The organism is Nocardia sp. NPDC050717, assembly GCF_040654275.1.
Classification (GTDB): domain Bacteria; phylum Actinomycetota; class Actinomycetes; order Mycobacteriales; family Mycobacteriaceae; genus Nocardia.
Map to the genome: position 1 here is coordinate 657,788 of NZ_JBFAHR010000001.1, position 22,032 is coordinate 679,819.

The following is a 22,032-nucleotide window of genomic DNA, read 5'->3' on the forward strand; positions in this document are numbered from 1 at the left end:
GCATTCAGTCATGTCCGACGTGAACCAGATCGAAGCCGCCGTCCGCACCGAATTCGGTAAGGGCGCCGCTCGCCGTACCCGTCGCGACGGCAACGTGCCCGCCGTGCTGTACGGCCACCAGGCCGAGCCGCAGCACCTGAGCCTGAACGCCAAGGCCTTCGCCGCCATCCTGCGCTCGCACGGCACCAACGCCATCCTGAACCTCGTCGTCGACGGCAAGCAGCAGCTCGCGATGACCAAGTCGGTCGTGGTCCACCCGATCCGCCGCTACATCGAGCACGCCGACCTGCTGATCGTCAAGCGCGGTGAGCGCGTCGTCACCGACGTGAACGTCGTCGTCACCGGCGATGCCGCCGCGGGCACCCTGGTCACCCAGGAAGCCACCACCCTGTCCATCGAGGCCGACGCGCTGAAGCTGCCCGAGTCGATCGAGGTCTCGGTCGAGGGCGTCGAGGCGGGCACGCAGATCCTGGCCGGCGCCATCGAGCTGCCCGCCGGTGTCACCCTGGCCGGTGACGCGGAGGCGCTGATCGTCAACGTCATCGCCGCGCCGTCCGCCGAAGCGCTGGACGAAGAGGGCGAAGGCACCGCCGAGCCGGAGGCCGCGGAAGAGTCCGAGTAGGACTCCCGCACTGAATCGTCTGCGCCTGTTCCGGGGCACTGCGTGGTGACGCGAGCTACCGCCTCCGTGCCCTGACGGACCAGGCGCTACGATTCGGCCGATGACCGAATCCACCGGGCCCGCACTCGTGATCGGGCTGGGCAACCGCGGCCCCGAATACGAGCGCACCCGCCACAATGTGGGCTTCCTGGTCGCCGACGTGCTCGCCGAGCGCGTCGGCGGCCGTTTTGCCGTTCACAAGAAGTCCGGCGCCGACCTGCTGCAGGCGCGCCTGGACGGCAGGCAGATCCTGATCGCGAAGCCGCGCACCTACATGAACCTGTCCGGCAGGCCGGTGGCCGCGCTGGCCAAGTTCTTCTCGGTGCCCGCCGATCAGGTGATCGTCGTCCACGACGAGCTCGATCTGCCCTTCGGTACGATCCGGCTCAAGCAGGGCGGCGGCGAGGGCGGCCACAACGGCCTTCGCTCGATCTCGCAGGCGCTGACCACCAAGGACTACCTGCGCACCCGCATCGGCATCGGCCGTCCGCCCGGTCGCCAGGACCCGGCCGACTACGTGCTCAAGCCGTTCGCGGCACCCGAGCGCAAGGAGGTGCCGGTGATCGTCGAGCAGGCCGCCGACGCCGTCGAGCTGCTGCTGAAGGTCGGTCTGGAGACCGCCCAGAACTCGTTACATTGAGCCGAACACCCGGCGCGCCCAGGCGAATCCGCCGGGGCGCGCCGCGTGCGTTTCAGCGCAGGTGGACCGCCGTGGCCGCGCGGCGCAGCTTGCCCGACGAGGTCTTGGGCAGGGCGCCGGGGCCGAGGATGGCGACGGTGCGTGGGCGCGCGCCGACCTCGGTGAACACCTCGTGCACGATCTCGCGCTCCATCCGCTTCACCTCGTCGGGATCCTGATGATCGTTGGATTCCACGACCACCGCGAAGCTTTCGCGCTTCTCACCCGCGTCCAGGCGTACCGCCACCGCGTTGCCGGGACGGACCCCGGTCACCCGCATCGCGGCCCGCTCGATATCGGTGGGGTAGATGTTGCGGCCGCCCATGATGATGACGTCCTTCATCCGGCCGCACACCACGATCATGCCCGCGTCGGTGAAGTAGCCGATGTCGCCGGTGTCGAGCCAGCCGTCCTCGTCCTGCGCGGGCAGGAACCCGTCGACGGTGACGTACCCCGAAGTCACGGCGGGCCCGCGTAATTCGATGACGCCGACCGTGCGGACCGGCAGCGGCTGCCGCTCGGTGTCGACGACCCGGCCCTCCAGGTCGTCGACCAGGTGGCCCAGCGTCGGCAGCCGCCGCGGCGTGCCGTGATGGCCGTCCTCGGCGACCGGCACCGCCTTGCCGACGGCCTCGAGCAGATCGGCGTCGATCACGTCGAGCACCATGCCGTGGCCGGGGTCGGGAATGGAGACGGCCAGCGTGGTCTCGGCCATGCCGTACACCGGCGTGAGCGCCATCGGGTTGAGGCCGAAGTGCTGGCCCGCGTCCGCGAGGGCGATCATCGTGTCCGGGTCGACCGGTTCGGCGCCGTTCCACATGTAGCGCACGCTCGACAGATCCATCGAGCCCGGCTCGGCCTGGCGCAACCGCCTGGCCAGCAGCGAGTAGGCGAAGTTCGGTGCCGCCGTGACGGTTCCGCGGTACTTGTCGATCAGCTCGGCCCACAGCAGCGGCCTGGCCAGGAAGTCCAGCGGGGTCACGCACACCACTTCGGCGCCGAATTGCATGGGCACGCTGAGGAACCCGACCATGCCCATGTCGTGGAACAGCGGCAGCCAGCTGATCATCACGTCGTCGTCGAGCTGGAACTTCACGCGGTTGAACATCGCGTGCGCGTTGGTGTTGAAGTTCCCGTGGGTGATCCGGACGGCCTTGGGCGATCCGGTCGACCCAGAGGTCAACTGCTGCAGCGCGATATCGGATTCGGCGGTCGGTACCGGGTCGGTGTCGGCGCCGTGGTGCAGCTCTTCGATCTTGACCACGGTGATCCCGCGCTCGATCAGCACCGGCTCGGCCGCGGCGAACGGCGCGCCGAGCACCACCGCCTTCGCCTCGATCATGTCGAGCACGGTCTCGGTGTCGCGCACCCAGACCGCGAGATCGGTGCGCGGTGTCGGCTGATGCAGCATCGTGATCGAGGCGCCGCGCATCCAGATGGCCTGGCAGGCCGGGGCGATGTCGACGGGCAGCCCGGCGAGTACGCCCACCGCGTCACCGTGGCCGATCCCGGCGGCCGCGAGGCCACCCGCCATCCTGCGCGCGGTGCGGTGGATATCCCCCCAGGTCTGCCGCACCGGCGCCTCCGGTTCCCCGGTGACCAGCCCCCGCGGGGTGGTCAGCGCTGTGGCAAACATTTCGTCGGTGAACCTGCTCAACGTCGGACTCCCTTTACGCCAACGATCGGTTTCGGCCCTGCTCTCCCAACAGAAAATCCCCGCCCGCCAACCCGGCGTTAACCCCGACTGACACCGAGTTCCCCGCCGAGCTCAGCGACGAAGGTGGCAGCGTAGCGGTCCACATATGGTCTACCCGATGCCGCGGCAATTTCCCGCATCAGCCGAGCGGATACCCCGCCGACCTGGCCCGATGAACCACTACCGGGCGCCGCTGTCGCCGGTGGACGTGGCGACCCGAGGCACCCGGGTCCGACAACGATAGCCGCTGGCCCGCGGCCGCGAGCAGCAGACCGGCTAACCCGTGATCCGGGCGAGCGCGGCGGTGAAGCGGTCGAGGTCGTCGGTGCTCACGAAGTAGTGCGGTGAGGCGCGCACGATCGCGGGCAGGGCTCGTTCGGTCATGTCGAACAGGGTCGAACCCGCGTGGCTGACCGTAACCGTGACGGCGTGCTCGGCCAGGCGATCGCGCAGTTCGACCGGATCGTGGCCGTCGACGGTGAAGGAGACGATGCCGCTGTGCTCGGTGCCGAGATCGCGCACGGTGACGCCGGGCAGCTCGGGCAGGGTTTTGCGCAGGTGGTTCGCGCGCGCGGCCACGCCGGCGTAGACCTCCTCGGGGCCGAGCGTCAGCAGGTAGTCGACGGCGGCGCCGAGTCCGAGGCGAGCGGCCACGTCGCACTCCCAGAACTCGAAGCGGCTCGCGTCGGGAGCGAGCCGGTACTCGGTCGGGCTCACCCAGGACGCGCTGTGCAGGTCGAGCCTGGCCGGTTCCATGGTCCGCGCCAATTCTTCGCGCAGGTAAAGGAATCCGGTGCCGCGCGGTCCGCGCAGCCACTTGCGTCCGGTCGCCGAGAGCGCGTCGACGCCGAGTTCGGCGACATCGATCGGCAGCTGACCGATCGATTGGCAGGCGTCGAGCAGCACCAGCGCGCCCGCTTCGTGCGCGATTCTCGTGGCCTCGGCGACCGGGTTCACGAGCCCGCCGTTGGTCGGCGCGTGCTGCAGGGAGATCCATCGGACGCGCTCGTCGAGCATGGCCGCGAGCGCGTCGGTGTCGAGGCGTCCGGTGGCGTCGCTGGGAATGCGCTCGACCACCGCGCCGGTCTGCTCGGCACGCTGGAGCGCCGCGATCGCGTTGCTGGCGTAGTCGGCGCCGGAGAGGAGGATCCGGTCGCCGGGCCGCAGGGGGATCGAGTACGCGAAATCGGCCCATGACCGGGTCGCACTGTCGCTGAGCGCGATGGTGTCGGCGGTCGCGCCGATCAGTCGCGCGATCGAGGTCTTCACCGCGGCGAGATCGTCGAGACGCTCGTTCGCCGCGCGGTAGCCACCGATCTCCGCCTCCCGTCGGAGATGGCCGATCACGGTGTCGGTGACCACCGTCGGCGGCAGCGATGACCCGGCGCTGTCGAGGAACACCTGCCCGCTCGCGAGTCCTGGCGTGGCGGCTCTGATCGCGTCGAGATCCATCATGGCGACGACCATACCGGCGCACAGCTGTTCCCCATTTCGTCACTTTTTCTGTCGGTGCCCGTCGCTACTCTGGAATGACCCGGTTGCACGAGCACGCGGATTTCCCGGCGGTACCCAGTACGCGGAGGTTGGTATGGCGGTCACCCTCGAACGTTCTTCGTGGCCCGATTCCGCCGCCGACCAGGGCGAACTCTCGTCCAGAGCGGCGGCGGAGGCCTATGTCGGTGGGGTCTGTTTCAAAGTGGGCCCCCCGGCGCTCATCGGCGCCGAACTGGAGTGGCTCACCGCCGATCCACTCGGTGCGCGCCCCGCCCTCGAGACGCTGGCGCTGGCCCTCGGGCCGCACGCCCCCACCTCGATCGCTCCGGCCTCGGCCGCGGCCGCCCTGCCAGGCGGGAGCAGGGTCACCATCGAACCCGGTGGTCAGATAGAACTTTCCAGCGCCCCGTTCGCCGATCCGGCGGTGCTGACGCAGAGCCTGCGCGCTGATGCGGCCCGTTTGCGGGACCTGCTCGCCGCCCACGGAATCGGCATGCGCGCCGCCGCGGCAGATCCGGATCGCCCCGCCCGACGAGTCCTGCGCCTGCCGCGCTACGCCGCCATGGAACGCCGGTTCGACGGCGTCGGCCCGTTCGGCACCCTCATGATGTGCAACACCGCAGCCACCCAGGTCAGCGTCGACGCCGGCGCCGACCCCGAGGAGGTGCGGGCGCGGTGGACCGCCCTCTACGTACTCGGTCCCGCGCTGATCGCCGCGTTCGCCTGCTCGCCCCGGCTGCACGGCGCGCCGCCGGGTGAGTGGGCGTCGCAGCGGATGCGCACCTGGCTGCGGCTCGATCCCTCGCGTACCCGTCCGCCGGTGGCCGACTGGGCCGATCCGATCACCGCCTACGCGCACTGGGCGCTGGACGTGCCGCTGCTGTGTGTGCGCTGCACCGATCACGACGCCGACTGGTCGCCCCCGCCCGGCGCCACCTTCGCCGACTGGCTGGACGGCGCACTCGACGACGAGGTCGGCCGCCGTCCCACCCACGCCGATCTCGACTACCACCTCACCACCCTGTTCCCGCCGGTGCGCGCCTCGGGTCATCTGGAGGTGCGCTACCTCGACACCCAGCCCGACGACACCTGGACAACCCCGATCCATCTGTTCGACGCGCTGCTGTCGACACCCGCGGTCGTCGCCGAGGCCACCGCCCTCGCGGCTCCCGTCGCCGGCGAGTGGCTACTCGCCGCCCGCTGCGGGCTCACCGATCCGGCGCTGCGTACCGCCGCGGTCAGCCTGCTCGACCTGGGCGCCGAACATGCCCGATCAGACGCCGCCGCAGAGGAATTGGCCGCTGCCGCGCGCCGATGTCGCGTCGGCCGCGCACCCGGGACCGAGCCGCGGCGCAACGGGAACGGTGCCGCATGACCGCGCGGAAGTGCCGAGCGGTCATCGAGCGAGGGGTGGACACGGCCCGCCGGCGAACGGCCGGTCCGGGGTCCGCCGATGGCCGCCGCCGCACTCGACAGCCGACACCGGCCCCGCCCCACACACTTTCGGAGCTGAACTCATGACCCCAACCCCAGCGACCGACCATCGCGACCGCGACCGCGCGCGGGAGCGCATCGCCGAGGTCCTAGGGCGGGCGCGTGCCCGCACGACCGCGCTGACCGATGCCGTGGACGAGCGAGATCTCATCGCCCAGCATTCACCGCTGATGAGCCCGCTCGTCTGGGATCTCGCGCACATCGGCAATCAGGAGGAGCTGTGGCTCGTGCGCGATGTCGGCGGCCGTGAGGCGGTCCGCGCCGACATCGACGAGCTCTACGACGCGTTCAAGCACGCCAGGGCGAATCGCCCCGCGCTGCCGCTGCTGAATCCCGAGCAGGCGCGCGGGTATGTCGGCACGGTGCGCGAGAAGGTCTGGGACGTCCTCGGTTCCAGTGATCTGTCCGGTGATCCGCTGGTGGACAACGGTTTCGCGTTCGGCATGATCGCCCAGCACGAACAGCAGCACGACGAGACCATGCTCGCCACGCATCAGCTGCGGCTCGGCGCGCCCGTGCTGTCGGCGCCGCCCGCGCCGTCCTCGCCCGTGCCGGTCGGCGGCGAAGTCGTCATTCCGGCGGGTGAGTTCCTGATGGGCACCTCCGCCGACCCGTGGGCCCTGGACAACGAGCGACCGGCGCACCCGGTGCACGTACCCGGCTTCGCCATCGACGTGGCGCCGGTGACCAACGCGCAGTACCTGGCGTTCCTCGACGACGGCGGCTACGAGCGTCCCGAGCTGTGGTCGGAGCGCGGCTGGGCGCATCGGCAGGAAGCGGGCCTCGTGGCACCGCAGTTCTGGGAGCGCGACGGCGAACGGTGGACCCGCCGCGCGTTCGGGGTCCGCGCACCGCTGCGGCCGAATCAGCCCGTGGTGCACGTGTGCTGGTTCGAGGCCGAGGCCTACGCGTGCTGGGCGGGCAAGCGGCTGCCCACCGAGGCCGAGTGGGAGAAGGCCGCCCGGTTCGATCCCGCCACCGGCGCGTCCCGGCGCTATCCCTGGGGCGAGAACACTCCCGACGACCTGCTGGCCAACCTGGGCCAGCGCCACCTCGAACCCGCCGACGTGGGCGCCTACCCGGCGGGTGCGTCGGCCACCGGCGTCCACCAGCTCATCGGCGACGTCTGGGAGTGGTGCTCCTCGGGTTTCGAGGCCTACCCCGGGTTCCGCGCGTTCCCGTACCGCGAATACTCCGAGGTCTTCTTCGGCGGCGACTATCGCATCCTGCGCGGCGGCTCCTTCGGCACCGACGAGGTCGCCTGCCGCGGCACTTTCCGCAACTGGGACCACCCGATCCGCAGGCAGATCTTCGCCGGATTCCGCCTCGCGCGCGACCTGCGACCGGAGGAGATCCGATGAGGAGGCCTGTGCACAGCCGCGCGGCCGGTCCCCGATGGTCGGCGTGCCGGGGCGCCCGCGCGGGCGACGCTCGGGGGCGGGTGGTCGGCTGATGTGCCGTCATCTGGGGTACGTCGGCCCGCCGGTCGCGGTCGGTGAGCTGGTCGTGCGCGGCCCGCACTCGCTGTACTCCCAATCCTGGGCGCCTCGGGAGATGCGCCGGGGCGGCACGATCAATGCCGACGGGTTCGGCGTCGCCTGGTGGTGCCGGGCGGAGGTGGGCATCGACGGCGCGCGCGAGGCCGCCACCCGCTACCGCAATGCCGCCCCGATCTGGACCGATCCGGCCGTCGCCGAGGTCCTCGGCCAGCTGGAATCGCGCGCGGTCGTGGCCGCCGTGCGCTCGGCGACGGTCGGCATGCCGATCGAGCGAGCCGCCTGCGCCCCGTTCATCGACGAGCACTGGGCCTTCAGCCACAACGGCGTCGTCCCCGAGTGGCGCACCACCCTGCCCCTCGTCCTCGCCGACCTGGACGAAATCCTCACCTCCACTGCATCACCCAGCGCACCGCGCGGCACGGGCGACATCGACGCCGACCAGCCGGCCGAGCCGCTGCACACCGACCCGGAGACCGCCGCGTCGGTCGATTCGCAAGGCGCCGACGTCGCGGCCCGGCAGGCACCCGGCAGCTCGCCGATGGCGTGGTCGCCGGATCGCGGCGGACCGCCCAACCCGTCAACACCGCCGCGGGACCAGCTCACCCGGCCGCCGTATCGGAATGGGGCGCCCGCCGGGGTCGGCCAGACGCCCGACCGAGTCGCGGGGGCGCTGACCGATGGCGGTCACCCGCCGAATTCACCCGGGCGGCAGGATCTTCCCGCCACCGGAGCGGTGTTCGGCTCGCCCGCGGCGCTCCTGCGGGCCGAATCGCTCACCGATTCCGCCGCACTGTGGGTCCTGCTGCGCGGACTGCTCGGCGCCATCACGCCGGACGGACCGGTCCGCTCGCCGGCCGACGCGCTGCGCCTGCTCGTCGACGCCGTGCTGCGGTACCAGCCGACCGCGCGCCTGAATCTGTTGCTCGGCAACGGCGCCGAGCTGTGGGCCACCACCTGTTGGCATTCGTTGTCGGTGCTGGTCGGCGACGACTACACCGTGCTCTCCTCCGAACCGTACGACGACGATCCGCGGTGGCAGCCGGTCGACGATCGCCAGCTGGTGATCGCGGGCCCCGGCCACTGCACCGTCACCGCGCTCGCGCTTCCCACCACCGAAAGGGTCCGTTCATGACCGCGCCGCTGCTGGACATCCACCTGACCGACGACGATCTCGCCGCGGCCCTGCGCGCCGACGCCCGCACCGGCCTCACCGCCACCCCGAAGTCGTTGCCGCCCAAGTGGTTCTACGACGCGCGCGGCAGCGAGCTGTTCGAGCGGATCACCGAGCTGCCCGAGTACTACCCGACGCGCACCGAGCGGGCCCTGTTGCAGCGGGTCGTCGCCGAGATCGCCGCGGCCGCCCGCCCCGAGGTGCTGGTCGAACTCGGGTCGGGCTCGGCCGCCAAGACCCGGCTGCTGCTGGACGCGCTCACCGCCGAGGGCTCGCTGAAAACCTATGTACCGCAGGATGTCTCCGCGTCGGCGCTGCGTGGCGCGGCGACCGAGATCGCGCGCGAGTATCCGCAGCTGGGCGTGCACGGCGTGGTCAGCGACTTCACCGACACCCTGCACAACCTGCCCAGGGGCGGTCGCCGGATGATCGCCTTCCTCGGCGGCACCATCGGCAACCTGGTGCCCGCCGAACGCACGGAGTTCCTCGCCGGGATCCACGAGGTGCTCGAACCCGGTGAGCTGCTGCTGCTCGGCGCCGGACTGGTCATCGACCCGGCCGTGCTCGTCCCGGCCTACGACGACGCGCAGGGCGTCACCGCCGAGTTCAACCGCAACGTCCTGCACGTGCTCAACCACCGCCTCGGCGCCGACTTCGAGCCCGACCGGTTCGAGCACGTCGCCCTGTGGGACGCCGAGAACGAGTGGATCGAGATGCGGTTGCGCGCCACCGCGCCGATGACCGCCACCATCGCCGAGCTGGACCTGACCGTCGACTTCGCCGAGGGCGAGCAGATGCGCACCGAGATCTCCGCCAAGTTCCGGCCGGAGGGTCTACGCGCCGAGCTGGCCGGGGCGGGTTTCGTGACGGCACACACCTGGACCGACCAGGACGATCGCTTCGCCCTGGTCCTGGCCGAACGTCGCTGAGCGCTACCCGTCGAGTTCGTCGGCGAGATATTCGCCGTCGATGAGGTCTTCGTCGCCCTCTTCGCCGTCGACCGCGTCGTTGTCGTAGAGGTCGCCGTCGACGCCGTCGTCGCCGACCACCCGGACGGCGGAGACCTCGGCGGGGCGCTCGTCCTCCGCGACGGCCTCGCGCGCGGCGCCGCGTTCGGACCACTCCTCGCCGATCTCCTCGGTGATGCCGAGGAAGCCGTCGTCGTCCGCCTCGTGGTTGCGGATCACGTAGTCCTCGGGCGGGTCCTCGACGTACCGCTCGTATTCGACGATGTCGTCGGCCTGATCGTCATCGCCCATGTCCATGTCCAGCGGTTCACGGCTCATGACCCCAGTATCGGCCTCCAGCCGTGGTCCGTCACGGACGCAACGCCAGCACTCAGTCGACTCCGCCCAGAACGGCGGTGAACCATTCCACGAGCGGCCGCAGCTCCGACCACGCGCGCCGGACCTCGTCGGCGGCCGCCGGGGTGGTCAGCCAGTCGGGCGCGCCGAACTCCCGGCTCGCGGTGAGCGACTTGTGTCGCAGCAGGTCGATGCGGGGGTGGTCGGCCGGGTAGCCCTTGGGCTTGGTCTTGAGCCGGTCGCCGCCGATGGTGTAGCCGGCCGCGGTCGTCTCGGCCAGGATCGCCTCGAGTTCCGCGCCGCGCACATCGTCGTCGATCGTGGCCCGCAGGGTCGCCAGGCCGGCGGGCGTCATCATGTAGCAGCCGCCGGCGACGAACAGGCCCGCCGCGCCGATCTGCACGTACCAGCCGACCCCTGGCGCCGTACCGGCCACCGCGCCCTGATGGTTCTTGTACGGCGACTTGTCCGCGGAGAACCGCACATCACGATACGGCCGAAAGATCTTGGCCTGCCCGAACTCCGGCTCGAGTGCGGCGGCCAGCGCCGCCATCGGCGCGCGCACCGCCTCGTCGTAGGTGCGCTTGTGCGCGGTCCAGAAGGCCTTCGAATTGTCGGCTTCCAGGTCCTCGTAGAAGTCGAGCGCGGCGAGCGGAAAACCCGGGAAAGTGTCCATGGTCAGCGGTGCTTCTCGATTCTGGGTAGGGGATCCGGTGGCTGTCGCCTCCAGTATCGCCCGGCGCCGCTCACTCGATGTTGACCAAGGCGATGAACAGCACCACGAGGAGCACGGCCACGGCGGCGACGACAGCGTTGGCGATCGCCGCCCACTTACCCATCTGCTCGCCCTTGTGATGGCCGATGACGCCCAGCACGATGCCGGTCGGGGCGGTGAGCAGGACCGGCAGGCCACACAGCATCGCCCCGCCGAGAACCGACGCCGCGACACAGCAGAAGCTCAGGATCGACATGATCGGGGTGTTGTCGGCGTAGCCGTACCGCGGCTGCGGGCCGGGCGGGTGGGGGACCGGCCCCGGATAGCGGTGTGCCCCGTAGCCCACCGGGCCCGCGACCGGATAGACGGGCGGATACGCGGGTGGCGGCGGCGGATACGGCGGCAGCTCGACCGGCGGCGCGGGCCGCTCGATCCCGGCCCACGGCACGTCGGCCCTGGCCGGACCCGGCTGGGGCGCGGACGACGGCGGCTCGACCGGCGGCGGCAGCTCACGCGGCGGCAGATCGTCGGTCCACATCTTCTGCGTCTGCTGCACCGGCGCCGGCGCGTCCTGCGGCCGCCCCTTACCCAGCTCGACCGGCTGTTCCGGTTCGGTACTCATGCTCCCCCTACGATGTCCCGCCTACAGGACCACCATGCCCGAAGACCAATCAGCGCGCCACGTCCGAAGACGTAGCGCGCCGACCGATCACGCAAGAAAGCTCAGGCGTTGCCGTTGAACAGCCCGGTCACCGAGCCGTTCTCGAAGACCTCGCGGATGGTGCGCGCCAGCAGCGGCGCGATCGACAGCACGGTCAGCGTGGGGAACTTCTTCTCCTCGCTGATCGGCAGGGTGTTGGTGATGACGACCTCGCGCGCGCCGCAGTTGGCCAGGCGCTCGGCGGCCGGGTCGCTCAGCACGCCGTGGGTGGCGGCGATGATGACATCACCGGCGCCGGCCTCCTTGAGGACCTTCACCGCGCCTGCGATGGTGCCACCGGTGTCGATCATGTCGTCGATCAGCACGCAGGTGCGGCCCTCGACGTCACCGACGACGCGGTTGGACTTCACCTGGTTGGGCACCAGCGGGTCGCGGGTCTTGTGGATGAACGCCAGCGGCGTGCCGCCCAGCGAGTCGGCCCACTTCTCGGCGACCTTCACGCGGCCGGCGTCGGGGGAGACGACGGCCAGGTTGTCCGAGGGGTAGTTGGTGCGGATGTACTCCGAGAGCTGCACCAGCGCGTGCATGTGATCGACCGGGCCGTCGAAGAAGCCCTGGATCTGGTCGGTGTGCAGGTCGACGGTGATGATGCGGTCGGCGCCCGCGGTCTTGAGCAGGTCGGCGACGAGGCGGGCGGAGATCGGCTCGCGGCCGCGGTGCTTCTTGTCCTGGCGCGCGTACGGGTAGAACGGCAGCACGGCGGTGATGCGCTTGGCCGAACCGCGCTTGAGCGCGTCGATCATGATGAGCTGTTCCATCAGCCACTGGTTCAGCGGGGCGGGGAAGCTCTGCAGCACGAAGGCGTCGGAACCGCGCACCGACTCCTCGAACCGCACGAAGATCTCGCCGTTGGCGAAGTCACGCGCGGTCTGCGGGGTGATGTCGACGTCCAGTTCCTTGGCGACCTGCTCGGCCAGCTCGGGATGTGACCGGCCGGCGAAGAGCATCAAGTTCTTCTGGTTGTCGATCGAGAACGCGGTCACTGCTGGTTGCCATCCTTTTGCTCGATTGTCTGATCAGACGTCTCGTTTGCCGCGATGGCGTCCGCCGCCGCGCGCGCCGCAGCGGTTCCTGGACGGTAACGCTGCACCCAGTTCTCAATGATGCGCTGTGGCCCACCTGACACCGCCAGTGCCCCCGGTGGAACGCTCCTACGCAGTACAGTACCCGCCCCGGTATAGGCGCCGTCACCCACGGTGACCGGGGCGATGAACATGGTGTCGCTACCGGTCCGCACATGGGAACCGACCACGGTGTGGTGCTTGTTCACACCGTCATAGTTGACGAAAACACTGGAAGCGCCGATGTTGCTGTACTCGCCGATCGTCGCGTCACCGACATAGGTCAGGTGCGGAACCTTCGAGTGCGCGCCGATCGAGGCGTTCTTGGTTTCGACGAAGGCGCCGAGTTTGCCCTCGTCACCGACCACGGTGCCGGGGCGCAGATAACTGAACGGGCCGATGGTCGCGCCGTCACCGATCTCGGCGCGCTCGCCGTGCGTGCGGACGACGCTCGCGCCGGCCCCGACGACCACGTCGGTGAGCGTGGTGTCCGGCCCGATCTCCGCGTCCTCGCCGATGTGGGTCTCGCCGAACAGCTGGGTGCCCGGCCGCAGCACCGCGTCGCGGCCGATCCGCACGCTCGCGTCGATCCAGGTGGTCGCCGGGTCGATGATGGTGACCCCGGCGCGCATGTGCCGCTCGAGGATGTACCGGTTGAGAGTGGCGCCGGCCTGGGACAGCTGCACCCGGTCGTTGACGCCGGTCACCTTGTTGGAGTCGATCAGCCGCGCGCCGTGCACCGGATGCCCGGCCTCGCGGGCCAGTCGCAGCACATCGGTCAGGTACAGCTCGTGCTGGGCGTTGGCGGTGGACAGCCGCCCGATCATGGTGCGCAGGACCGAGGCGTCGAAGGCGTAGACGCCGGAGTTGACCTCTTTGATCTTGGCCTGGGCCGGGGTGGCGTCGGCGTGTTCGACGATCTCGGCGACCTGGCCGTCGTCGTCGCGCACGATCCGGCCGTAGCCGTTGGCGTCGTCGGGGACGAAGGTCAGCACGGTGACGGCGGGCCGCTCGGAATAGCTGCGGTGCTCGTCGAGCAGGGCCGCGAGGGTGTGCCCGTCGAGCAGCGGCACATCGGCCGAGGTGACGAGCAGGTCGCCGTCGAAGTCCGTGGGCACCGAGCCGAGTGCGCACTGCACGGCGTGGCCGGTACCGAGCTGCTCCTCCTGGACCGCGCAGACGATCTCGCGGCCGAGTTCCTTGCCCACCTCGCCGACCGCGGCGGTGACCTTCTCGCGGTCGTGGCCGACGACGGTGATCAGGTGCGTCGGATCGATCTCCGCGGCGGCGTGCAGCGCGTGCGAGAGCATCGAGCGACCGGCCAGGGGGTGCAGCACTTTCGGAGTCTTCGACCGCATTCGCGTCCCAGCACCTGCTGCGAGAACGACGACGGCGGTCTGCGGTGGCATGGATCTCCCTCGGCTGCCTGTCAGCGAGTGTGCTGTGGCGGGTTCGGTCGGTGATGGTGCGGGCCGACGATACGTCACTGTGTGTCCGTGTGCTCCGCCGCCAGGACTCGAACCTGAACTATCTGAACCAAAATCAGAGGTGCTGCCATTACACTACGGCGGATCGCCACACCAGTGGGCCGTCAGAGCCCACCACTGTGCTACGGCACGGCCATGATCCTCGCACACGATCCACCGAAGCGGCGAATCTTGCCGCTGCCTGTCGCGGCCGCCGTCAGGGCCCGTTGTTAGCCTTCTGGAACGCACGTACAGATCTCGTGAACCGAATCGTGGAGAGGCGGGGGACTACATGTCGTCTACGGAGTCCGGGCGGACCAGTAGGCCGAGGATGACGGGTACGCAGCGGCGGCAGCAGCTGATCGAGATCGGTCGCGCGTTGTTCGCCGAGCGGGGCTATGACGCGACATCGATCGAGGAGATCGCGCAGCGCGCCCAGGTCTCCAAGCCGGTGGTCTACGAGCACTTCGGCGGCAAGGAGGGCCTCTACGCGGTGGTCGTCGACCGCGAGATGTCGATGCTGCTGGACATGATCACCTCCTCGCTCACCCGCAATCGCTCGCGGGTGCGGCTCGAGCAGGTGGCGCTGGCGCTGCTCACCTACATCGAGGAGCGCACCGACGGCTTCCGCATCCTGGTCCGCGACCAGCCGGCCGTGAACGCCGACGGACGGTATTCGAGCCTGCTCAACGAGGCCGTCAACCAGGTCGCGCATCTGCTCGCCGGTGATTTCGCGCGCCGTGATCTGGACACCGAACTCGCCCCGCTCTACGCCCAGGCGCTCGTCGGCATGGTCTCGACCGCCGCGACGTGGTGGCTCGACGAGCGCACACCGCCGAAAGAAGTGGTCGCGGCGCATCTGGTGAATCTGTGCTGGAACGGATTGAGCCACTTGGAAGCCGAACCGGGTCTCAGCTCCGAATGGAATACCGGGCAGTCGGGCGCGTCGACGGGGTAACCGGACGATTGCGTCCGCTGCCTCGGCGAATCCAGGATTCGGCTGCCGTGTGTCGGCCTGGTGGTACGGTTCACCCATCCTTTTGGGTGCTGCCGGGCGGTATGTCGATCAAACTTCTTCGATGTCGGTCTACTTCAGGATGGCTGGATTTTGGATGACAGGCGGATCTGATGGCTAGGCAAGCGCGCGCGGAGATCACCCGCGACTCGGTTCTCGCAGGCGCTGCCGATGTCTTTCTCCGTTTGGGCTACGCCAACGCGAGCCTCAGCGAAATCATCGCGCAGTCCAATGTGACCAAGGGCGCCTTGTACTTTCACTTCGGCTCCAAGGAGGAGCTGGCGCGGGCGGTGGTCGATCAGGGCAACGAGCGCCTCGTCGGTTCCTGCCAGGGATTCTTCGATTCCCGGGTGCCCGCGCTCGAGGCGTGCATCGGCATCACCTACGTGGTCGCCGACCTGTCGATGAACGATCCGATGGTCGGGGCGATGCTCAAGCTCACCCACCAGATCGGTGACTACCGCGGCGCCGGGGGCGACAACATCGCCAAGGTGTGGAGCGAGACGTACCGGGTGCTGGCCGAGCGGGCGATCGCGCAGGGCGATCTGCACGCCGACCTCGATGCCGAGATGGTCGGCCTGCTGCTGCACGAGCTCACCGCGGGCGTGCACATCGTGGCCGTCGGCACCGAGTCGATGGATCAGATGGCGGCCAGGATGGAACGTGCCTGGTTCTTCCTGCTGCCCTCGATCGTGCCGACGGAGAAGCTGTCGTACTTCCGCGAGTTCGCGGCACGCCGCCTGCGCCGCTACGTGGTCTAGCCGGTCAGACGCTGCGGTCGGTGGCGAGCACGGCGCGCACGTCGGCGTCGGCGCCGCTCGCCTCGATCCGCACCTCGTCGCGTCCGAACGCGTGCAGCAGCAGCTCGGAGGGCTTGCCGGTGAGCACCACCGGCTCGCCCGCCCCGCGACGGGCGGTGATCCGCTCGCCCGCCGGGTTCGCCAGCACCAGGGCGGTCGGCGACTTGCGATAGGACCCGCGCGCGATCGCGCGCAGCGCCGACCACAGCCGCGCCTCGTCGGCTGGCGCCAATTCCCGTGGCTCCCAGCCCGGTTCGGCCCTGCGGACGTCCTCGTGATGGACGAACATCTCGGTGAGATTGGCGAACGCGTCCACCGGGCGCAGCGGCGACCACCACGGCGGGCCGGTGCGGACGAGCTCGGCGAGCTCGGCGAACGGCCGCTGCGCGATCTTGTCCTGCGCCGCCGCGAGGTAGCCGGCCAGCGGCTTGACCAGGATGCCCAGCGAGGCGTCGGGGCGGCGTTCCCGCACCACCAGGTGCGCGGCCAGGTCGTGCACCGTCCACGTACCGCACAGGGTGGGCGCCGATGGCCCCGCCTCGATCATCGTCGCCACCAGGGCGTGGCGTTCCCGCTGAGCCATACTCACGACCTCGACGGTACGCGTGCTCGGCGGTGATCGCCGCCCTGAGGTGGGGAAGGAGGCGTGCGGAGAGGTGTCGGAGCCGGTGGATAGACTTCGACGCGGAACATCCCGTCTGCGTATCAGGAGCGTTCATGTCCTCCCTTCGTCCTCCGCTCGCCGGTCTGGCCGAGGCGGCTGGGGGTGACGCCGCGCTGCGGACGGTTGCCGACCTGGTCGGCAAGTCCGGGGTGGAGCTGGTCGCTCCCTCGGCGGTCCGGCCGTTCGTCGCCCAGACCATCGCGGCGCAGCAGCCGCTGGTCGTCGTCACCGCCACCGGGCGCGAGGCCGACGATCTGACGATCGAGCTGGCCGAGATGCTCGGCCCGTCGGTGGCGCAGTTCCCGTCCTGGGAGACGCTGCCGCACGAGCGGCTCTCGCCCGGCGCCGACACCGTCGGCCGCAGGCTCGAGGTGCTGCGCAGGCTCGCCCACCCCGAGGACCCGGTGTACCCGGAGCCGCTGCGGGTGGTGGTCACCACCGTGCGCTCGCTGATGCAGCCGATGACCGCCGGCCTCGGCGACATCGAACCGATCGTGCTGCGGGTCGGCGCGGAATCCGACTTCGACGAATTGCTCGCCCGCCTGGTCGAATTCGCGTACACCCGGGTCGACATGGTCGGCAAGCGCGGTGAGTTCGCGGTGCGCGGCGGCATTCTCGACCTGTTCCCGCCGACCGCCGATCATCCGGTGCGCGTGGAGTTCTGGGGCGACGAGGTCACCGAGCTGCGCCCGTTCTCGGTGGCCGATCAGCGCTCGCTGGGCGAGCAGACCGTCGAGACGCTCGTCGCGCCGCCGTGTCGCGAGCTGCTGCTCACCGAGCCGGTCCGCGAACGCGCCGCCGCCGTGGCCGCCGACAACGCGGCCGACGCCGCCCTGGTCGAGATGCTCGACAAGATCGCCGAGGGCATCCCCGTCGACGGCATGGAGGCCCTGCTCCCGGTCCTCGCCCCCGGCAAGCTGAGTCTGCTCACCGAGGCGCTGCCCACCGGCACGCATCTGCTGCTGTGCGATCCGGAGAAGATCCGTACCCGCGCCGCCGATCTCGTGCGCACCGGCGAGGAGTTCCTCGAGGCCTCCTGGACCGCCGCCTCGTTCGGCAGCGACGCGCCGCTGGGCGCGCACGGTCTCGACCTGGCCGCCTCCGGATATCGCAACCTGCCCGAATTGCACACCAGCGCCGACGAACTCGGGTTGCCGTGGTGGACGCTGAGCCCGCTCAGCTCCGGCGACCCCGTGGAGGTGAACCTGCCGGTGCTGGCCGGTCCCACCGCGCGCGGGTCCGAGGAGCTGGTGGCCACCATCTTCGCCTCGCTGCGCGCGCACGTGGCGACGGGCGGGCGCGCGGTCGTCGTCGTCACCGGTCACGGTACGGCGCAGCGTGTGCTGGAGCGGCTCGCCGACGCCGAGGTGCCCGCCGCGGCGCTCGACGCGGGCGCCGTGCCCGAGGCGGGCGTGGTCGGCGTGCTCTGCGGCTCCCTGCACGACGGTCTGGTCTTCGACGACGCGGGCCTGGTCGTCGTCGCCGAATCCGACCTCACCGGCAACCGGGTCACCGCGCCCACCGAGGGCAAGCGGCTGCCCGCCAAGCGCCGCAACCAGGTCGACCCGCTGGCCCTGTCCGCGGGCGACATGGTGGTGCACGACCAGCACGGCATCGGCCGCTTCGTGGAGATGATCGAGCGCACCGTCGGCGGCGCCCGCCGCGAGTACCTGGTGATCGAATACGCGCCGAGCAAGCGTGGGCAGCCGGGCGACCGGCTGTTCGTGCCGATGGAGTCGCTGGACCAGCTCTCCCGCTATGTCGGCGGTGAGCTGCCCAGCCTGTCCAAGCTCGGCGGCTCCGACTGGGCGAACACGAAACGCAAGGCGCGCAAGGCCGTTCGTGAGATCGCGGGCGAGCTGGTCCAGCTCTACGCCGCCCGGCAGGCGGCGCCGGGCCACGCCTTCGCCCCGGACACCCCGTGGCAGCAGGAGATGGAGGACGCGTTCGCGTTCACCGAGACCGTCGACCAGATGACCGCCATCACCGAGGTCAAGGCCGACATGGAGAAGGCCGTCCCGATGGACCGGGTGGTCTGCGGCGACGTCGGCTACGGCAAGACCGAGATCGCCGTGCGCGCCGCGTTCAAGGCCGTGCAGGACGGCAAGCAGGTCGTGGTGCTGGTGCCGACGACCCTGCTGGCCCAGCAGCATCTGCAGACCTTCACCGAGCGGGTCGCCGGCTTCCCGGTGACGGTGAAGGGGCTCTCGCGGTTCACCGACGCGGCCGAGTCCAAGGAGATCATGGCCGGGATGGCCGACGGCTCCGTCGACATCGTGGTCGGCACCCACCGGCTGCTGCAGACCGGCGTGCGCTGGAAGGATCTCGGCCTGGTCATCGTCGACGAGGAGCAGCGCTTCGGCGTCGAGCACAAGGAGCACATCAAGGCGTTGCGCACGCACGTCGACGTGCTCACCATGTCGGCCACCCCGATCCCGCGCACCCTGGAGATGAGCCTGGCGGGTATCCGCGAGATGTCGACCATCCTCACCCCGCCCGAGGAGCGCCACCCGGTGCTCACCTACGTGGGCGCCTACAACGACAAGCAGGTCACCGCCGCGATCCGGCGCGAGCTGATGCGCGACGGTCAGGTGTTCTACGTGCACAACCGGGTGTCCTCGATCGACAAGGCCGCCAAGCGGATTCGCGACCTGGTCCCCGAGGCCAGGGTGGTCGTGGCGCACGGCCAGATGAACGAGGACCAGCTCGAGCGCACGGTGCAGGGCTTCTGGCAGCGCGAATTCGACGTCCTGGTGTGCACCACGATCATCGAGACCGGCCTCGACATCTCCAACGCCAACACCCTGATCGTGGAACGCGCCGATTCCCTCGGCCTTTCGCAGCTGCACCAGCTGCGCGGCAGGGTCGGCCGTTCGCGCGAGCGCGGCTACGCCTACTTCCTGTATCCGCCGGAGAAGCCGCTCACCGAGACCGCCTACGACCGGCTGGCCACCATCGCCCAGAACTCCGATCTCGGTGCCGGTATGGCCGTGGCCATGAAGGACCTCGAGATCCGCGGCGCGGGCAATGTGCTCGGCGCCGAGCAGTCCGGGCATGTCGCCGGGGTCGGGTTCGACCTGTACGTGCGGCTGGTCGGTGAGGCCGTCGAGGCGTATCGGGCCGCGGCCGACGGCAAGCCGATCGTCACCGAGGAGACCAAGGAGGTGCGCATCGACCTGCCGGTGGACGCGCACATCCCGCCCGACTACATCGCCAGCGACCGGCTGCGCCTCGAGGCCTACCGCAAGCTGGCCGCCGCGCACGACGACACCGAGCTGGCCGCCGTGGTGGAGGAGCTCGTCGACCGCTACGGTCCGCTGCCGGTGGAGGTGGGCAGGCTGGTGTCGGTGGCGAAGCTGCGCCTGCTCGCCCGGTCCTACGACATCGCCGAGATCGTGGTCACCGGAACGACGCTCAAGCTCGCGCCGCTGTCGCTGCCCGACTCCAAGCAGCTGCGGCTCAAGCGGCTCTACCCCAGCGCCACCTACCGCGCCGCCAGCGGTTTGGTGCAGCTGCCGCTGCCGCGCGTCACCGACAGCGTCGGCGCCGACCGGGTCCGCGATGTCGCCGTGCTGCAGTTCGTCGCCGACCTGCTGCTGGCGCTGGACGGCAAACCGCAAGGGCTGGTGGATCTCTCGGTGGCGACGGAAGCGACGCCGGTCTGATGGGCGAGGCGAGCGAGGCCGCCGACACCGCCGTGGTCGCCGCCGGCCTGGCGGGCGCGGTCGAGGTGATGGACCGGCTGTGGAACTTCGGTGGCTGGGAGACCACCCAGACCCACGATTCGCTGCGCCCCTACCTGCTCGAGGAGACCTACGAGCTGCTCGACGCGATCCAGTCCGGCGACTACGAGACGATCAAGGAGGAACTGGGCGACCTGCTGCTGCAGGTGCTGTTCCATTCCCGGATCGCCGAGGCGGCAGGCGAATTCACCGTCGAGGAGGTGGCGGCGACGCTGGTGGACAAGCTCGTGCACCGCAGCCCGCACCTCGTCGCCGCCGACCTGCCCGCGGGCACCTCGGTGGCGGACAAGATCGCCGCGCAGGAAAAGGCTTGGGAGGAGCGCAAATCCGCCGAGAAGTCGCGCCGCTCGTGCCTGGACGGCATCGCCATGGCCCAGCCCGCCCTCGCCCTGGCGGAGAAGGTGCGTGCGCGCAGTGCGCGCGCCGGTCTGCCCGACGACCTGATTCCCGACACCCTGCGCGTGGTCGAGCTGGGCGGACCGGATTCCGCCGAGGAACGGCTGCGCAAGGCGACCCTGGACTTCGCGGCCGCGATCCGGGCGGCCGAGGACGCCGCGGAAACCGCACGTGGGGAGCGGCTCCCGCTGTCGGCGCGGGAGTGGCGCGAGTTTTGGTTACCGGTCAGCTAACCGTCGGCCCGCGGCTGAGACGTTGCTGAGATCTGGCGGACAATCGTGCGCGAGCCAGCGGGCAAGTGGCACACCGCTTTAGACTCGGGGTGGGCCCGCCGTCCGACGGCGGGCGCATGATGTCCGACGATCGTCGAGGTGAGGTAGATGGCAACAGAAGTCGAACCGGCAGGGCAGGCGAACATGACTGATCATCCCGAGCTCGACGTGTTGCCGGTGTGGCCGCAGGAGACCATCGCGGTGCTGGTGACGACCGATCCGGCCCCGCACGCCATCCCCGTGTCGTGGCCGGTGCGCGCGGGCGACCGGCGCATCCTGATCAGCCTGAAGTCCGACCGCGGCTCGCTGGCCCGGTTGCGGGCGCGGCCGGAGGTGGCGCTGCTGATCCTGGGCGGCGGCAATGTCGCGCTGTGTGCCCGGGGCCGGGCGAAGGTGATCGCCGAGCAGATGCCCGACGCGGAGGACTACACCGCGGTACAGCTGGACGTCGACGTGATCGACGACCACCGGCAGTCGGCCTTCGCGGTGGATCGTGGAATCCAGCGCACGGTGCTCGACGACACCGAACTGCGTGCGCTCGAAGGTCGCGTCGAGACGCTGCGCGCCTGGACAGAGAAAGGAAACTGAACACATGACCGTCACCCTCGCCAAGGGCGGCAACGTCTCGCTGTCGAAGCAGACCGACAATCTCACCAAGGTGGCTGTCGGGCTGGGCTGGGACGTGCGCACCACGACCGGCGCCGACCACGACCTCGACGCCAGCGCGCTGGCGACCGGCGCGAACCTGAAGGTGCTCTCCGACCAGCACTTCGTCTTCTACAACAACCTGCGCTCGCCGGAGGGCACCATCGAGCACACCGGTGACAACCTCACCGGCGCGGGCGACGGTGACGACGAGGTGATCAACGTCGACCTCGCGGCCACGCCGCCGACGATCACCAACATCTTCTTCCCGGTGTCGATCCACGACGCGCAGGCCCGCGGCCAGTCCTTCGGACAGATCCGCAACGCCTACATCCGCGTCACCGACGCGAACACCGGCGTCGAACTGGCCCGCTACGACCTGTCCGAGGACGCGTCCACCGAGACCGCGATGGTCTTCGGCGAGCTCTACCGGCACAACAACGAGTGGAAGTTCCGCGCCATCGGCCAGGGCTACGCCTCCGGCCTGGCCGGCATCGCCAGAGACTACGGCGTCAACATCTGACGGCACGTTCGAC

19 protein-coding genes, 1 tRNA gene and 1 pseudogene are annotated in these 22,032 nt (G+C 70.1%); 12 read left to right on the forward strand and 9 right to left on the reverse strand.

Translation table 11 applies throughout. The features are described 5' to 3' along the window. Positions 1–10 precede the first annotated feature (10 nt). Both AB0H56_RS03030 and pth read left to right on the forward strand, forming a co-directional pair. Positions 11–622 carry a 50S ribosomal protein L25/general stress protein Ctc gene (locus tag AB0H56_RS03030; RefSeq protein ID WP_357156450.1) on the forward strand — a complete coding sequence of 204 codons (612 nt, stop codon included), beginning with the start codon at positions 11–13 and terminating at the stop codon, positions 620–622. Between the two features lie 100 nt (positions 623–722). Next, entirely contained in the window at positions 723–1,301 is a 579-nt protein-coding gene (gene pth, locus AB0H56_RS03035; protein WP_357156452.1) for an aminoacyl-tRNA hydrolase, read from the forward strand. Positions 1,302–1,353: 52 nt separating this feature from the next. Here the strand turns inward: pth and AB0H56_RS03040 are convergent, their stop codons facing one another. Then, a complete protein-coding gene (locus AB0H56_RS03040) occupies positions 1,354–2,997 on the reverse strand; it encodes a fatty acyl-AMP ligase (protein WP_357156454.1) in 1,644 nt (547 codons plus the stop codon). A 315-nt stretch (positions 2,998–3,312) separates the two neighbouring features. Beyond that, a complete protein-coding gene (locus tag AB0H56_RS03045; protein ID WP_357156456.1) occupies positions 3,313–4,491 on the reverse strand; it encodes an aminotransferase class V-fold PLP-dependent enzyme in 1,179 nt (392 codons plus the stop codon). A gap of 133 nt (positions 4,492–4,624) precedes the next feature. Between AB0H56_RS03045 and egtA the strand changes: the two genes are divergently transcribed. The 4 genes and pseudogenes from egtA to egtD all read left to right on the forward strand — a co-directional run bounded on the left by egtA (position 4,625) and on the right by egtD (position 9,623). Further along, entirely contained in the window at positions 4,625–5,905 is a 1,281-nt protein-coding gene (gene egtA, locus AB0H56_RS03050) for an ergothioneine biosynthesis glutamate--cysteine ligase EgtA (RefSeq protein ID WP_357156458.1), read from the forward strand. 142 nt (positions 5,906–6,047) lie between these two features. Beyond that, complete coding sequence (gene egtB, locus AB0H56_RS03055; RefSeq protein ID WP_357156460.1) at positions 6,048–7,385, forward strand: ergothioneine biosynthesis protein EgtB; 1,338 nt, start codon at positions 6,048–6,050, stop codon at positions 7,383–7,385. Positions 7,386–7,476: 91 nt separating this feature from the next. After that, a pseudogene (locus AB0H56_RS03060) lies at positions 7,477–7,896 on the forward strand (class II glutamine amidotransferase); the annotation flags it as partial. 755 nt (positions 7,897–8,651) lie between these two features. Next, positions 8,652–9,623, forward strand: coding sequence for an L-histidine N(alpha)-methyltransferase (gene egtD / locus AB0H56_RS03065; protein WP_357156462.1), 972 nt, complete (start codon positions 8,652–8,654; stop codon positions 9,621–9,623). A 3-nt stretch (positions 9,624–9,626) separates the two neighbouring features. Here egtD and AB0H56_RS03070 read toward each other — a convergent pair whose 3' ends face one another. The 6 genes from AB0H56_RS03070 to AB0H56_RS03095 form a co-directional block, all read right to left on the reverse strand. Continuing rightward, entirely contained in the window at positions 9,627–9,980 is a 354-nt protein-coding gene (locus AB0H56_RS03070; protein ID WP_357156464.1) for a hypothetical protein, read from the reverse strand. A gap of 52 nt (positions 9,981–10,032) precedes the next feature. After that, a complete protein-coding gene (locus tag AB0H56_RS03075; protein WP_357156466.1) occupies positions 10,033–10,674 on the reverse strand; it encodes a DUF2461 domain-containing protein in 642 nt (213 codons plus the stop codon). 70 nt (positions 10,675–10,744) lie between these two features. Continuing rightward, the gene (locus tag AB0H56_RS03080; protein WP_357156468.1) at positions 10,745–11,335 is read right to left on the reverse strand and encodes a hypothetical protein; all 591 of its coding nucleotides are present in this window, start codon (positions 11,333–11,335) and stop codon (positions 10,745–10,747) included. A 101-nt stretch (positions 11,336–11,436) separates the two neighbouring features. Then, positions 11,437–12,417: a ribose-phosphate diphosphokinase gene (locus AB0H56_RS03085; RefSeq protein WP_110039788.1), complete on the reverse strand. Its 981-nt coding sequence runs from the start codon at positions 12,415–12,417 to the stop codon at positions 11,437–11,439. Next, positions 12,414–13,904, reverse strand: a complete 1,491-nt coding sequence (glmU, locus tag AB0H56_RS03090) for a bifunctional UDP-N-acetylglucosamine diphosphorylase/glucosamine-1-phosphate N-acetyltransferase GlmU (protein ID WP_280221087.1) — start codon at positions 13,902–13,904, stop codon at positions 12,414–12,416. Before glmU ends, AB0H56_RS03085 begins: the two co-directional genes overlap by 4 nt. Positions 13,905–13,996: 92 nt before the next feature. Continuing rightward, positions 13,997–14,067 (reverse strand) — tRNA-Gln (locus AB0H56_RS03095). Positions 14,068–14,292: 225 nt separating this feature from the next. On the opposite strand from AB0H56_RS03095, the gene AB0H56_RS03100 reads away from it, so the two are divergent. After that, positions 14,293–14,919, forward strand: a complete 627-nt coding sequence (locus tag AB0H56_RS03100; RefSeq protein ID WP_186817386.1) for a TetR/AcrR family transcriptional regulator — start codon at positions 14,293–14,295, stop codon at positions 14,917–14,919. A 170-nt stretch (positions 14,920–15,089) separates the two neighbouring features. Next, positions 15,090–15,737, forward strand: a complete 648-nt coding sequence (locus AB0H56_RS03105) for a TetR/AcrR family transcriptional regulator (RefSeq protein ID WP_357156471.1) — start codon at positions 15,090–15,092, stop codon at positions 15,735–15,737. 4 nt (positions 15,738–15,741) lie between these two features. Here AB0H56_RS03105 and AB0H56_RS03110 read toward each other — a convergent pair whose 3' ends face one another. Continuing rightward, entirely contained in the window at positions 15,742–16,365 is a 624-nt protein-coding gene (locus tag AB0H56_RS03110; RefSeq protein WP_357156473.1) for a TIGR03085 family metal-binding protein, read from the reverse strand. Positions 16,366–16,493: 128 nt separating this feature from the next. On the opposite strand from AB0H56_RS03110, the gene mfd reads away from it, so the two are divergent. From mfd to AB0H56_RS03130, 4 genes are all read left to right on the forward strand, one after another. Beyond that, on the forward strand, positions 16,494–20,105 hold the full coding sequence (gene mfd / locus AB0H56_RS03115) for a transcription-repair coupling factor (protein WP_357156475.1): 3,612 nt from the start codon (positions 16,494–16,496) through the stop codon (positions 20,103–20,105). Beyond that, positions 20,105–20,812 carry a MazG family protein gene (locus AB0H56_RS03120; protein WP_357156477.1) on the forward strand — a complete coding sequence of 236 codons (708 nt, stop codon included), beginning with the start codon at positions 20,105–20,107 and terminating at the stop codon, positions 20,810–20,812. Before mfd ends, AB0H56_RS03120 begins: the two co-directional genes overlap by 1 nt. Before the next feature lie 147 nt (positions 20,813–20,959). Then, positions 20,960–21,439 carry a hypothetical protein gene (locus AB0H56_RS03125; protein ID WP_357156479.1) on the forward strand — a complete coding sequence of 160 codons (480 nt, stop codon included), beginning with the start codon at positions 20,960–20,962 and terminating at the stop codon, positions 21,437–21,439. A 4-nt stretch (positions 21,440–21,443) separates the two neighbouring features. Continuing rightward, positions 21,444–22,019 carry a TerD family protein gene (locus AB0H56_RS03130; protein ID WP_110039796.1) on the forward strand — a complete coding sequence of 192 codons (576 nt, stop codon included), beginning with the start codon at positions 21,444–21,446 and terminating at the stop codon, positions 22,017–22,019. Positions 22,020–22,032 lie beyond the last annotated feature (13 nt).

Excerpts from the sequence above, each read along its gene's own strand:
- AB0H56_RS03030 (WP_357156450.1), top strand. The coding sequence starts at position 11 with ATGTCCGACGTGAACCAGATCGAAGCCGCCGTCCGCACCGAATTCGGT.
- pth (WP_357156452.1), top strand. The coding sequence starts at position 723 with ATGACCGAATCCACCGGGCCCGCACTCGTGATCGGGCTGGGCAACCGC.
- AB0H56_RS03045 (WP_357156456.1), bottom strand. The coding sequence starts at position 4,491 with ATGATGGATCTCGACGCGATCAGAGCCGCCACGCCAGGACTCGCGAGC.
- egtA (WP_357156458.1), top strand. The coding sequence starts at position 4,625 with ATGGCGGTCACCCTCGAACGTTCTTCGTGGCCCGATTCCGCCGCCGAC.
- egtB (WP_357156460.1), top strand. The coding sequence starts at position 6,048 with ATGACCCCAACCCCAGCGACCGACCATCGCGACCGCGACCGCGCGCGG.
- egtD (WP_357156462.1), top strand. The coding sequence starts at position 8,652 with ATGACCGCGCCGCTGCTGGACATCCACCTGACCGACGACGATCTCGCC.
- AB0H56_RS03070 (WP_357156464.1), bottom strand. The coding sequence starts at position 9,980 with ATGAGCCGTGAACCGCTGGACATGGACATGGGCGATGACGATCAGGCC.
- AB0H56_RS03075 (WP_357156466.1), bottom strand. The coding sequence starts at position 10,674 with ATGGACACTTTCCCGGGTTTTCCGCTCGCCGCGCTCGACTTCTACGAG.
- AB0H56_RS03080 (WP_357156468.1), bottom strand. The coding sequence starts at position 11,335 with ATGAGTACCGAACCGGAACAGCCGGTCGAGCTGGGTAAGGGGCGGCCG.
- glmU (WP_280221087.1), bottom strand. The coding sequence starts at position 13,904 with ATGCCACCGCAGACCGCCGTCGTCGTTCTCGCAGCAGGTGCTGGGACG.
- AB0H56_RS03100 (WP_186817386.1), top strand. The coding sequence starts at position 14,293 with ATGACGGGTACGCAGCGGCGGCAGCAGCTGATCGAGATCGGTCGCGCG.
- AB0H56_RS03105 (WP_357156471.1), top strand. The coding sequence starts at position 15,090 with ATGGCTAGGCAAGCGCGCGCGGAGATCACCCGCGACTCGGTTCTCGCA.
- mfd (WP_357156475.1), top strand. The coding sequence starts at position 16,494 with ATGTCCTCCCTTCGTCCTCCGCTCGCCGGTCTGGCCGAGGCGGCTGGG.
- AB0H56_RS03120 (WP_357156477.1), top strand. The coding sequence starts at position 20,105 with ATGGGCGAGGCGAGCGAGGCCGCCGACACCGCCGTGGTCGCCGCCGGC.
- AB0H56_RS03125 (WP_357156479.1), top strand. The coding sequence starts at position 20,960 with ATGGCAACAGAAGTCGAACCGGCAGGGCAGGCGAACATGACTGATCAT.
- AB0H56_RS03130 (WP_110039796.1), top strand. The coding sequence starts at position 21,444 with ATGACCGTCACCCTCGCCAAGGGCGGCAACGTCTCGCTGTCGAAGCAG.